The 13,755-nt window shown below is 42.6% G+C and carries 8 protein-coding genes; all 8 read left to right on the forward strand.

The window, feature by feature from the left end; translation table 11 throughout:
• Positions 1-153 precede the first annotated feature (153 nt).
• The 8 genes from G9Q97_RS11890 (at position 154) to G9Q97_RS11925 (ending at position 13,711) form a co-directional block, all read left to right on the forward strand.
• The gene (locus G9Q97_RS11890) at positions 154-3,411 is read left to right on the forward strand and encodes a SusC/RagA family TonB-linked outer membrane protein (protein ID WP_246255628.1); all 3,258 of its coding nucleotides are present in this window, start codon (positions 154-156) and stop codon (positions 3,409-3,411) included.
• A 129-nt stretch (positions 3,412-3,540) separates the two neighbouring features.
• The gene (locus tag G9Q97_RS11895; protein ID WP_166147086.1) at positions 3,541-5,094 is read left to right on the forward strand and encodes a SusD/RagB family nutrient-binding outer membrane lipoprotein; all 1,554 of its coding nucleotides are present in this window, start codon (positions 3,541-3,543) and stop codon (positions 5,092-5,094) included.
• Positions 5,095-5,204: 110 nt separating this feature from the next.
• Positions 5,205-7,763, forward strand: a complete 2,559-nt coding sequence (locus G9Q97_RS11900; RefSeq protein ID WP_166147088.1) for a phosphocholine-specific phospholipase C — start codon at positions 5,205-5,207, stop codon at positions 7,761-7,763.
• Positions 7,764-7,988: 225 nt separating this feature from the next.
• Positions 7,989-8,984, forward strand: a complete 996-nt coding sequence (locus G9Q97_RS11905; RefSeq protein WP_166147090.1) for a 2-dehydro-3-deoxygalactonokinase — start codon at positions 7,989-7,991, stop codon at positions 8,982-8,984.
• On the forward strand, positions 8,953-9,609 hold the full coding sequence (locus G9Q97_RS11910) for a bifunctional 4-hydroxy-2-oxoglutarate aldolase/2-dehydro-3-deoxy-phosphogluconate aldolase (protein WP_166147091.1): 657 nt from the start codon (positions 8,953-8,955) through the stop codon (positions 9,607-9,609). The genes G9Q97_RS11905 and G9Q97_RS11910 overlap by 32 nt, the downstream gene beginning before the upstream one ends.
• Before the next feature lie 47 nt (positions 9,610-9,656).
• Complete coding sequence (locus tag G9Q97_RS11915; RefSeq protein ID WP_166147093.1) at positions 9,657-11,021, forward strand: GntP family permease; 1,365 nt, start codon at positions 9,657-9,659, stop codon at positions 11,019-11,021.
• A 34-nt stretch (positions 11,022-11,055) separates the two neighbouring features.
• A complete protein-coding gene (locus G9Q97_RS11920) occupies positions 11,056-11,892 on the forward strand; it encodes a fumarylacetoacetate hydrolase family protein (RefSeq protein WP_166147095.1) in 837 nt (278 codons plus the stop codon).
• 196 nt (positions 11,893-12,088) lie between these two features.
• Positions 12,089-13,711 (forward strand): CTP synthase, encoded by a 1,623-nt coding sequence (locus tag G9Q97_RS11925; protein WP_166147097.1) that lies wholly within the window; start codon positions 12,089-12,091, stop codon positions 13,709-13,711.
• Positions 13,712-13,755 lie beyond the last annotated feature (44 nt).

Genomic DNA, 13,755 nt, shown 5'->3' on the forward strand with positions numbered 1-13,755 from the left:
GAATTTACCTGCTTTATCAGAATTTCCTGATTGGTTATTAAATCTTTGCTGAAATCCTATTAACCTACCGCTTAGTGAAAGGAAGTATTGATTATTATATCTTTCTTTGATTATTTTTTCTTTTATAAACCAATATCTTAAACGTACATTACTATGATGAAATCAGTACCTTATGTTAGAGGGCAATTTTCCCGTGCATTAAAATGTATGGGAATACTGTCTTTGCTATTGCTTTTGGTCAATAGCCAAGCTTTATGGGCCCAATCCAGAACCGTGCAGGGCCTGGTTACGGAAAGCTCCAATGGGGAGCCGGTGTTAGGTGCCTCTGTGTTGATACAGGGTACCACCCGGGGCACCGTTACAGATCTGGATGGCAGGTATGAACTGGAAGTACCCTCGAATGAAGCCATACTCGTGTTCTCCTACATTGGTTTTCAATCTAAGGAGTTGGTCGTGGGAAACCGGTCTACCATTGATGTGGTATTGGAATACTCCTCCGAAGAATTGAGTGAGGTGGTCGTTACCGCATTGGGTGTGGAAAGAGAGACCAAAGCACTGGGTTATTCCGTACAGGCGGTGGACGGAGATCGTTTTACCGAGGCCAGGGAAACGAATGTGATGAACTCTCTTAGTGGAAGAGTGGCCGGTGTACAAATCACCAATTCTTCCAGTGGTATTGGAGGGTCCTCCAGGGTTACCATCAGGGGTGAATCATCCTTGAATATCAATGCCAACCAGCCCCTGTTTGTGGTCGATGGTGTTCCGATCAGCAACAATATTGTGGGTTCATCCGGTTCCGGTAACCAGGAAGTGGATTATGGGAATCCGGCCGGAGAAATCAATCCGGATGACATCGCATCCATGAGCATTTTGAAGGGCCCTGCTGCTGCAGCCCTTTATGGCTCCAGAGCAGCCAACGGTGCCATTTTGATCACTACAAAATCCGGAAAAAACAAAAAGGGTCTGGGAGTTAGCATCAATTCCAATACAACTTTCGATACCCCCCTGGTACTTCCTGATTGGCAAGACAAGTACGGACAGGGAAATAACGGTTTATTTTCTTTTGTCAATGGGGCAGGGGCAGGTATTGCGGATGGCGTAGATGAAAGTTGGGGACCTGAAATGGACCAGGGAACTACTATTCCTCAGTTTGACTCTCCCAGGAGTGTAGCAGGGTTTAGAGGTGGAGATTTGAATGCACCTGAAGGCAGTACCATCACGCCAACTCCATGGGTATCGCAACCCAATAACATCAAAGACTTTTTTCAAACAGGGGTAACCTTATCCAATAATGTTTCCATCGCCTCCGGCAATGAGAAATCTAATTTCCGGTTTTCCTGGACCAACCTTGACCAAAAAGGAACGATACCCAATACGGATCTGAAAAGAAACACGCTTGCCTTTAACGGTACAAGTAATATCACGGATCGTCTGACCATTACCACGGCCATCAACTACCAGAAAACCAATAGTGGAAACCGTCCCAGCATCAGTTATGGAACGGAGAGCCTGATGTACCTGTGGATTTGGTACGGCAGACAAATCAACACAGGAAACCTTAGAAATTATTGGATGCCAGGCCTTGAGGGCAGGCAGCAGTTCAATTACAACTACAATTACCACGATAATCCCTATTTCAACGTTTATGAAAATACCAACGGGCAATCCAAAGACAGGGTATTCGGGAATGTGGTGGCCAATTACAAAATCCTGGATAAATTAAACCTGATGGTCAGGACTGGTTTAGATCAGTATAATGACCTGAGGGACCGAAAAAGAGCCTTCAGTACCATGAGGTTTCCTCTGGGAAGTTACCGGGAAGATGCGGTATACTTCAGCGAGAGGAATACGGATTTTTTGTTGACCTATTCTGAAACAGAAAATGTGAAATGGTCTTACTCGCTATCATTGGGAGGCAATCAAATGGTTCAGGAAAACAGGTTTACCCGTACCATGGCCCCTCAATTGCTGATCCCGGGAATCTATAATTTCACCAATACTGCAGTTAACCTTCAGGTAGACCACATGGTATCTGAAAAAAGGATCAATTCCATTTATGGTTTCAGCCAGATAGGTTACAATAATATCTTATTTTTGGACATTACAGGCAGAAATGACTGGTCCAGTACCCTTCCGGTAGGAAACAACAGCTATTTTTATCCATCTGCCACCATGAGCGGTATCATTTCAGATATGGTTACTTTACCGGAAGCAGTCTCTTTTTTCAAAGTCAGGGCGGCCTATGCCGAGGTGGGAAATGACACCAATCCGTATAGCCTCACGAATGTTTTCAATCCGGCAACAGCCTGGGGATCCATTCAAAGTAAAACCGAATCCAACCGACTGGCCAATGCCTCATTAAAGCCAGAGAGGACCGGATCCTTTGAAATTGGGGCGGATCTCAGGCTTTTGAAGGGAAGGTTAGGGCTGGACTTCACCTATTATGACAACCGGACCAGAAATCAGATCATTCCCATAGAACTTGACATTTCCACAGGATACGCCAGCAGGATTATCAATGCCGGAGAAATACAAAACAATGGGGTTGAATTGGTTTTGTCAGGTAGTCCGATTCAGAAAGTCAATGGTTTGAAATGGAATGTCATGGCCAATTTCACCAGAAACAGAAGTAAGGTGCTGGAGCTGACAGATGATCTGGATACCTACTCCATGGTGGGTAGAAATGGAGCGACCATTCAGGCCAGGATTGGCGAAAGAATGGGGAATATCTACGGAAGGGGCTTTGCCAGAGTGACCGATACCAATAGCCCCTATTTTGGCCAGATTATTCACAATACCTCAGGAACCCCTTTGACTGCCACAGAATTGGTATTTCAGGGAAATTATAATCCTGATTGGATGCTGGGAATACAAAATAATTTCAATTATAAAAGATTGTCTTTCGGGTTTCTGTTTGACATCAGGTATGGGGGCATTGTTGTGTCCAGAACAAAAACCATTGGCAGCACGTCAGGGCAGCTGGAGGAGACATTGTTGGGCAGGGAAAATGGCTATGATTTATCGATAGAGGGAAATGGCATCATTAGCCCCGGTGTAATTCAGACATCGGACGGAAGTTACGTACCCAATGAAATGAAAATTAGTTCAAGGGATTGGCACAACAGGTATTACGAGCGAAGCAATGTGGAAGCCGCCAAGTACGATGCCTCTTTTGTGAAATTAAGGGAAATCACCCTGGGATACAATTTGCCCGGTGCTGCCATGAGTAAATTGCCCTTCCAGGAAGCCCGCTTTTCACTTGTTGCCAGGAACCTGGCGCTATGGACTGAAAACCCGCATTTTGATCCGGAAACCATGTCAATGAGCGGCGGAACACTCATACCTGGAGTAGAGGATATGGCCTTCCCGTCCACCAGAAGTATAGGTTTTAATTTGAACCTTAAATTTTAATTTAAAAAATAAGATCAATATGAAATTGAGCATGGAGCGAGCAACTAAGAAGGAGACAACTATAAAACCTGCGAAATCTCCTGTTTACCGAAAGGCAGACAATGGTCTTTAATCACAAAATATACACTTATGAAATCGACATATAAATATTTATTCAGCGCCCTCTCATTATTGCTGTTTATGGGGCTAGTCAGTTGCGATAAGGATTTTGAAGAAGTTAACCGAAATCCCAATAGTCCGGAGACGGTTTCCTCTTCTCTTTTATTGCCCAACATTATCAGAAACACGGCTGCCGAAATCATTGGAAAAGGCTGGGGCATAGGAAACGTGGTCATGCAATACACTGCAAAAATTCAGTTTACCAACGAAGACCGGTACAACTGGGGACCTGAAGGCAATCCTTACAGTGTTTTTTATAATACCCTGCGGGATGTGAACAACATGGTAATCATTTCCGGAGAATTGGGAGAGAACAATTACGTAGGTGCAGCTCTTGTTATGAAGTCTCTGATGTATGCCTTTATGACGGATGCCTACGGAGACCTGCCTTATTCCGAAGCCATAGGTGCTAAGGAAGGGATCAATTACCCAAGATTTGACCGGCAAGATGTCATTTATGATGGGATATTGGCTGATTTGGAACGGGCCAATCAGCTGTTGGGTAGCTCTTCCGAGGGGATAGAAGGAGATATTCTTTTTCAAGGTGATGTTATGAAATGGAGAAAATTAGCGAATTCTTTGCGGCTAAGGGCTTTGATGCGGCTTTCTGACAGGGAAGACCCTTCTGCGGCCATGCAGGCCATTGTCAGTAATCCGGGTCAATTTCCCTTATTTGAAAACAATGCGGATAACGCGGCCTTGCAATACCTTCAGGATGTACCCAATCAACATTACCTGTATACCACCAGGTCTGGCTCCTTTGATGAATACCGTTTAAGTACCACAATTGAAGGGTATTTAAAAGATATGGAAGACCCTAGATTGTTTGCTTACTTTCAACCTACAAATGACAGCGGTGCAGGTCTTATTGGCGGACCGGAAGATTATGCAGGAGTACCCAATGGCCTGGCCGATGAGAATGCTTATGGCTATTCTCCCTCTGGTGATCCCAATAAGGGGGGATCGAATTTTATTTCCAGGGTTGGATTACTGTTTTCCTGTCTGACCTGTTCGGAATTTGCTTCCCCAGTAGGTTTTCAAACCATATTGATGGGATATCCGGAGTTGCAGTTTATTTTGGCAGAGGCAAGGGAAAAAGGGTACATCTCGGTAGGAGATGCCGGCACGTATTATGAAAACGGAATGCGGGCATCATTCGATTATTACGAAGAGCGCTTAAGAGTCGCCAACCTCAATGTTCTGGCAGATGCGGTACAGCCCTCACCGGTATATTTTTCTCAGAATCAGGTAATTTATGAAGGTAGCCAGGAAGAAAAATTGAGAAAAATTGGTACCCAAAAATGGCTAGCCCTGTTTTTCAACGGTCTTGAAGGCTGGTTTGATTGGAGAAGGACCGGGATTCCTGAAATACAACCTGGACCTGCGGCATTTATCGATTCTGTTCCGGTGAGGTTCATGTACCCTAGTAGCATACAGGCTTTAAATCGGGATAATTATGATGATGCCATCGGTGTCCAGGGTGCAGACAGAATTACTACCCGTGTTTGGTGGGATGTAGAATAAGCTTAAAAGCATGAGCCTAAGGGAAGATTGTTTATTTTCCCTTAGGTTTGATTATTAAAAACCTGGCAATTTCCCAAGCTTAAGATCTTGCCATTTCAATTACAATCACTATGAATGAAAACAGACGAGATTTTTTAAAAAAGGCAGCCATTTTTACCGGAGGGGCAGGCCTTTGGGGAACCTTGCCTTCTACCATTCAGAAGGCTATGGCCATTAACCCAGAAATGGGCACATCCTATTTGGATGCAGAACATGTGGTGATATTGATGCAGGAAAACCGATCATTCGACCATTGCTTTGGAAAGTTAAAAGGGGTAAGGGGATATAATGATCCCAGGGCGATCCGGCTTCCGGATAAGAACCTCGTATGGCTACAGAAAGATAATCAGGGCCAGACTTTTGCCCCTTTCCGATTAAACATCAAAGATACTAAATCGACATGGATGAGTTCCATTCCCCATTCCTGGGAAAATCAGGTAGATGCCAGAAATGGCGGAAAGTATGACGGCTGGATAGAGGCCAAAAGGCCTGGAAGAAAGGAATTCAGTCATGTTCCCATGACCATGGGTTTTTATGACCGTGAGGATCTTCCTTTTTATTATGCTTTTGCCGATGCATTTACCGTTTGCGACCAGCATTTTTGTGCCGCACTCACTGGCACCACAACCAATAGAAACTACCTTTGGGCGGGTAAATCTGTAGGTGAGCCTGATGAGAAACCTTTGGTGAGAAACGGGGAACATACCTATGGAAAGGAAGTGGATTGGAAAACTTTTCCAGACCTCTTGCAGGACAATGGCATTTCCTGGAAAGTCTATCAGAATGAAGTAAGTGTAAATACCTTGCTTGAAGGAGAAGATGAATCCTGGCTGGCCAATTTCACAGACAATAATCTGGAATGGTTCAAGCAGTTTGGGGTACGTTATACCCCTGGCCATTATGAATACCTCCTGCATCAGAAAAAGCATCTTCCGGAAGAAATAGCCAATTTGGAAACATCGCTCGGGAAAGCTTTGGATGCAGACAAAGAAGAACTTCAAAAGTTTTTGGATCGGAAAAAAGTGGCATTGCTTCAGGTGGAAAAAGCCATTGCTCAATTTAATCCTGAAACATTTGCCAGGCTTAGCCCAAGGGAGCAAGAAATGCACCAAAGGGCCTTTACCACTAATATCAATGATCCTCATTACCACCAAACTGAAAGTTTGAGGTTTAAAGATGGAGATCAGGATCGAGAGACGAAGATTCCAAAAGGAGATATTTTTCACGAATTCAGAAAGGATGTGGACAGAGGGGAATTACCTACAGTTTCCTATTTGGTGGCGCCAAAAAATTTCTCTGATCATCCCAGTGCGCCCTGGTACGGTGCCTGGTATGTATCCGAAGCCTTGGATATCTTAACCAAAGACCCTGAGGTCTGGAAAAAAACCATTTTTATCCTTAACTACGATGAAAATGATGGATATTTTGATCATGTTCCCCCTTTTGTGCCTCCAAAGCCCGGAGATGATTCCAGCGGCAGCATGTCAAAGGACTTAGATGCCAGAGGAGAATTTGTAACATTGGAGCAAGAACTGAATTATCCCGGGATTCAGCCTGAGGATGCCAGAGAAAGCCCCGTTGGTTTGGGGTACCGGGTACCTTTGATTGTGGCTTCACCCTGGAGTAGGGGAGGTTGGGTGAACTCTGAAGTTTGTGATATCTCTTCAACCATTCTATTCCTGGAAAAGTTTTTATCCCATAAAAAAGGTAAACTGATTCGTGAAGACAATATCAGCTCTTGGAGACGAAATATTTGCGGTGACCTAACCTCGGTATTCCGACCCTACAATGGTGAAAAAACTGATCTTCCGGATTTGGTAAATCTGGAAAGCCATGTAAAAGCAATTTTCAATGCAGGTTTTAAGGATTTGCCCGATAATTTCAAGGCCCTTGAGGAGGAAGAAATTAGACAAATAAACCAAAACCCTTTAGACTCGCCATGGGTTCCAAGACAAGAGGAGGGTACCAAGCCTTCCAATGCTTTGGCCTATGAACTTTATGTGGATGGCAATGTGGATCCCGAGGGAAGGGGTATTACTATTAATTTTCAGGCATCAAACCGAAGGTTTGGAAAGAAAGCGCTTGGAGCTCCATTCCTGGTTTATGCTCCCGGTCATTATACGGATAGTTTAACCGGTCAAATAACCCACTTCAAGACATGGTCCTTTGCCGTAAAAGCAGGAGATCAGGTGTCTTATAACTGGCCAATTCAGGCCTTTAAGGGAAATCAATATCATTTATTGGTTTATGGACCCAATGGCTTTTTCAGAGAGTTTAAAGGAAATAAAGAGACAACAGGACTGACTACCGAGACATTTTACAAAACCGAAGATGGGCTATCGCAAAAGGGCCATTTTCTGTTAGAACTTGAGAATCGTTCCGGAAGACCTATATCACTTATTTTATCGGATAATGCCTACAATCAGGGAAATAAATTCATCTCAATAAATTCCGGTAAGAAAAAACCGGTAAAAATCTCTACTACCTCCAGTTATGGATGGTATGATTTCAGCCTAAAAATGGCAGAAAACGATTCCTATTTGAAACGATATTGTGGCAGGTTGGAGTTTGGAAGTCACAGCAGGTCAGATCCATATATGGCAGGAGAAGGATCGATTAAGTTAACCTAATTTCCTTTTTTGGATTAATTTTCCAGGGGGCTTTTCATATGGAAAAGCTCCCTGGTTTTTTTTATGTCTATCCGCTATTCTGGTTTTGAACCCGGATTAAATTTAAAATTATTGGATTTTGATTTAATTTTCACCTGATTTTCCTAATTTCAAAAATAAAATACAAAGACATTAGTTTTTATAAATAAGATGACTTTGGATAAACCCAAAAATACGCATGGTTTAATGGAAAGATTTTTAAGTTGTGACTGGGGTACCAGTTCCTTCAGGCTGCGTCTGGTGAATCAAAATGATGCCAGCATTTTGGGTGAATACAGTTCAGAAGATGGCGTCCAGACAATCAATGCTTCCTATCTGCAAGATGCCCCCACCCTGGATAGGAGTAATTATTTCTATAGATTTTTAGAAAAAGGCATAAAAGGCTTTTCCAAACAGTTAAATTTCAATCTGGAAGGATTATTGGTAGTTTGTTCAGGCATGGCTTCTTCCAGCATTGGGCTAATGGAATTGCCCTATTCGAATTTGCCCTTTGATGTTGGAGGGAAATCCATGAACCTGCATTTTTTTAAAGCGGATGCTTCCTTTAAACATCCAGTACTTTTACTTTCCGGAGTTCAGGCAGATGAGGATGTGATGCGTGGGGAAGAAACCCAGCTGATCGGTGTTATCAGACAATTGAAGGATTTTAAGGGAAGTGGAATTTTTATCTTTCCCGGAACGCATTCCAAACATTTGTTTGTAGCCAATCAGAAAATAATGGATTTTCGAACCTTTATGACAGGTGAGGCTTTTCATTTGATGTCCTTCTCCAGTATACTTTCGAAAAGCGTTTCAAAAAATTCCTCCAGGACACCTGAAATGGAAAAAGCTTTTGAAAAAGGAGTATTGGATGGTGGAAGCGGTAATTTGCTGGCGGCACTTTTTAAAGTAAGGACGAAAGAGTTGTTTGGCAAATACAACAAATTCGAGAATTATCATTATTTGAGTGGTTTGTTGATTGGAAACGAACTTGGTATTTTAGGAGATGAAATCCGGAGACCTGTGTATCTTTGTTCGGATAGTAAGCTTCACTGGAGTTATTCAAAAGCAATGGAGGTAATGGGAATTCCCTCAACTGTCCTTTCACCTGAAATGGTGGAAAAGGCTGTTGTCTATGGACAAATAGAAATATTAAATCAAATAGGTAAACATGAGAAAAACATTTTCCTGGGAAGCTTTTGAAAAAGCACCGATTATAGCCATATTCCGAAACCTCGATAGTGATGACTTGATGCAGGTTGCCTCATGTTTTCAGGCGGCAGGGCTTTCTACCATGGAAATTACATTAAATTCTGTCAATGCAACTGCGGATATTTCGCGTTTGGTTGAGGCTTTTGGAGATGTGTTAAATATTGGTGCAGGGACCATTTGCGACTTGAATGACATGCATGAGGCATTGGATGCCGGGGCTCAATTTATTGTAACACCGATTTCAGATATTGACGTTATAAATTTCTGCGTAGCCCAGAAAATCCCGGTTTTCCCTGGCGCCTTTACCCCAACTGAAATTTACAAGTCCTGGCAGATGGGGGCTACCATGGTAAAGGTTTTTCCGGCAGGACCTATGGGTCCCGGATATATCAAAGATATACAGGCTCCCTTAAATGAAATCAAACTATTGCCAACCGGAGGTATCAATGAAGACAACATTCAGGAATATTTTGAAGCTGGAGCCAGAGCCGTAGGAGTTGGAAGTGCATTGGTCCCCAAAAATTTTCTGCAAAAGCAAGATTGGGAGGGTCTGACCAGGCACCTGAAATCTTTTTTCGCAGCCTATCAAAAATTTGCAGATAGCCCGAAAGGTTAAAAATATTACCCAGTAATCTTTTATTAAACCCAAGACCCTAAATATCCATGGATCCGACCATTTACCTTTTAACAATCACTATTTTATCAATTTTACTTTTGTTGGTTTTGGTGATGAAATTGAAAGTACATGCTTTCATTTCCTTGCTTTTGGCCAGTTGCTTTGTCGGGTTAGCGGCAGGTATGCCTTTTATGGAATTGATTGGTAGTCTTCAAAAGGGAATGGGAGATATTTTGGGCTTTATTACCATTGTGGTAGGGCTGGGTGCTATTTTGGGAAAGTTGCTTGAAGTATCAGGAGGGGCCCAGACCATGGCACATTACCTCATCCGAGGATTTGGGGAAAAGCGAACTTCCTGGGCATTGATGCTTACAGGTTTTATCGTATCCATACCCGTATTTTTGGATGTAGGCTTTATCATATTGATTCCCCTGGTCTATGCACTGGCACACAAAGCCGGAAAATCCTTGTTACATTTTGCTGTTCCACTTCTGGCAGGAATGGCAGTTACCCATGCATTTATCCCCCCGACACCAGGGCCGGTAGCTGTGGCAGAAATTATCAACGCTCCGCTGGGATGGATGATCTTATTTGGGGTATTGGTTGGATTGCCATGTGCGATCTTGGCCGGTCCGGTCTTTGGAGGTTACATTTCGAAGAAAATATTTGTGCCGGTTCCACAGCACATTGAATTCAAGGATGAAAAGGAAAGTGTCGCCTCTAAAGCTGATTTTTTCATGATCGCTTTTATCATCATATTGCCTTTGTTCCTGATTTTAATTGCCACCTCCTCCGATATGCTTTTGGACATGGGGTATTTTGATCCGGAAAACACCTTGGTTGAATTGGCTCAGTTTGTTGGTCATCCATTTATTGCACTTACCTTTGCCACCCTTATTGCTTCCTATTTTTTGGGCTTTAGAAAGGGGTTTAAAGCCAAACAATTATTGGAATTTTCAGACAAAGCCCTGGCTCCTGCAGGTTTGATCATTGTCATTACCGGTGCAGGTGGAATGTTTAAGGAGATACTGGTACAAAGTGGTGCAGGAGAGGCTTTGGCAGAGGTATTCATCGCTTATAATGTGGCTCCAATCGTTATGGCTTATTTGATTGCCGTGATCATTCGGGTTATTCAGGGATCCGCCACCGTGGCCATGGTGACGGCAGCAGGTATGGTTGCTCCCATTATTATGGATATGGATATTTCAGATCCCCAGAAAGCATTGATAGGCATTGCCATAGCAGCAGGTTCCTGTATCCTTTCTCATGTCAATGATAGTGGTTTTTGGTTGGTGAAAAAATATTTAGATATTTCAGAAAAGGAAACCCTTCAGTCCTGGACAGTTTTGGAAACGATCATATCACTTACTGGTTTTGTTTTGGTATTGATCGTATCTTTGATGATAGCCTGATAATGATTTAGTGAAAATAAATGTAACCCGGCAAATGAAAATTTATAGAACCACCCAAGGGATTGTTATAGAAAATGCCCATAAGTTATATACTTTAAAAAATGAAAATTGGGATACTTTTATCAATGATGATCAACTGCTGCAAAAAATGGAAGCGGCCATCATTGATGCTGATCCCTCTGAAGAGGCCCATGAATGGATATCCAATGGTTTGCTTCCTCCTGTAGAGAATCAGGAAGTCTGGGCCAGCGGTGTAACCTACTACAGAAGTAAACTGGGCAGGCAGGAGGAATCCAAAGACAGCGGTGGGGGCACATTTTATGAGAAGGTTTATCAGGCAGAACGTCCGGAGTTATTTATGAAAGCTACCGGGCCAAGAGTAAAAGGGCATTTGCAAAATGTGCGGATTAGAAAGGATTCTACCTGGGACGTACCAGAACCTGAACTTACCCTGATGGTATCATCTTCAGGAAAAATCATCGGTTATACCATAGGCAATGACATGAGCTCAAGGAGTATAGAGGGAGAGAATCCTTTGTACCTTCCCCAGGCCAAAATTTATGATGGATGTGCCGCATTGGGGCCTTGCATTTTTGTCACAGATAGCCCTCTCCCGGCAACTTCAGAAATTAAACTGGAAATCATTCGGGAAAGTAACCTGGTTTTTAGTGATGCCATTTCCATTGACCAAATAAAAAGGGATCTCAATCAGTTGGTGGAGTTTCTTTTCAGAGAATACTCCTTTCCCAAAGGTGCTTTTCTGATGACAGGTACGGGGATCGTTCCTGACCAAAGCTTCACCCTTAAGTCCGGAGATGTGATAAAAATTCATATAGATATGATCGGTACATTGATCAATACAGTGGATTAGTTACCATTTGTTTCAAAATCTCTTTAATAAGGTAAACCTTTGCTACTTCGTAGGTTAAATCCTTTTTATTTCACCGGATCCACTTGCCCTAGGTTGGGCACCAAAATTTTAAACCGTCTGGCCATAACCAAGTCAATTATTTTACTTAATTTTGAATCCCATAAGAATATAAACAAAATTTCATATAAGCGTTCTTATGGGTTTATCTGCTAAACACATCTTTATTACAGGAGGAGTCACTTCTTCTCTCGGCAAAGGTATTATTGCTGCCTCCCTTGCCAAACTTTTGCAATCCAGAGGGATTTCCGTAACCATTCAAAAGTTTGATCCATACCTGAACATAGATCCGGGTACCCTGAATCCCTATGAACACGGTGAGTGTTATGTCACAGAGGATGGAGCCGAGACGGATCTGGATTTAGGCCACTACGAAAGGTTCCTGAATGCAACCACCTCCCAGGATAATAATGTAACTACCGGCAGGATTTATAATAATGTAATCACAAAAGAAAGAAAAGGGGAATTCCTGGGTAAAACGGTACAGGTGGTACCCCATATAACGGATGAAATAAAAAATAATTTCTATAAGCTGGGTCGTGATGGAAAGTATGATGTCATCATTACGGAAATCGGAGGTTGTGTAGGAGACATCGAATCCCTGCCTTTTGTAGAAGCAGTAAGACAGGCTCGCTGGGACCTGGGGCCGAATAATATTCTGGTGATTCACCTGACACTGATTCCATACCTCTCTGCAGCAAAGGAATTGAAAACCAAACCAACGCAACATTCTGTTAAACAATTGTTGGAAGCAGGAGTGCAACCGGATATTTTGGTTTGCAGGACAGAACACCATCTTCCTTCGGACGTAAAAAAGAAAATTGCCCTTTTTTGTAACGTTCAGTTGAATTGTGTCATTGAAGCCATGGATGCGACATCCATATATGATGTACCCTTGCTGATGAAAAAGGAACGTTTGGATGAAAGGGTCATGAGCAAACTGAAGATTTCTTCCAAATCCAATACCGAATTGGAACAGTGGAAGGATTTTTTGGGCAGGCTTAAAAACCCTACTATGGAAGTGGATGTGGCATTGATAGGAAAATATGTTTCCCTCCCCGATGCCTATAAATCGATTATTGAATCCTTTATCCATGCAGGAACATCGCTGGAGTGTAAGGTTAATCTTCATTTGATCTCTTCTGAAGAGGTAAATAAAGACAACGTGGATAAAAAGCTTCAAGATATGGATGGTGTGCTGGTAGCTCCCGGATTTGGAATCAGGGGCTTGGCAGGTAAATTAGATGCGGTCAAATTTGCCCGGATAAATCAAATCCCTTATTTCGGGATTTGTCTTGGAATGCAGATAGCAGTGATTGAGTTTGCCAATAATGTTTTGGGATTGGCCGAAGCAAGTTCCACTGAAATTAAACCGGATTGTAAAGATCCGGTGATATTTCTAATGGAAGGGCAAAAAGACATTACCCAGATGGGTGGAACCATGCGGTTGGGCTCATATCCATGTGAATTGGTGAAGGGAAGCCGGGCTTTCACAGCTTATGGCAAGCAAAAGATTACTGAACGACACCGGCACAGGTATGAGTTTAACAACAAATACCTGAAAGAATTTGAGAAGCACGGTATGATTGCCTCCGGTAAGAATCCTGATAAAGGATTGGTAGAAATTGTGGAAATCAAAGACCATCCATGGTTCGTGGGTACCCAGTTTCACCCTGAGTATAAAAGTACCGTTTTGAATCCTCATCCCTTGTTTGTTCGGTTTATCAAAGCGATGATCGATAAAAAGCAAAATAAATCATAAAAAAAATAAGCAGTTCAAGGTGTAAAGGCCTATTAAATAAACGA

Origin of the sequence: Cyclobacterium plantarum (genome assembly GCF_011290685.1) — a bacterium.
Lineage (GTDB): Bacteria > Bacteroidota > Bacteroidia > Cytophagales > Cyclobacteriaceae > Cyclobacterium > Cyclobacterium plantarum.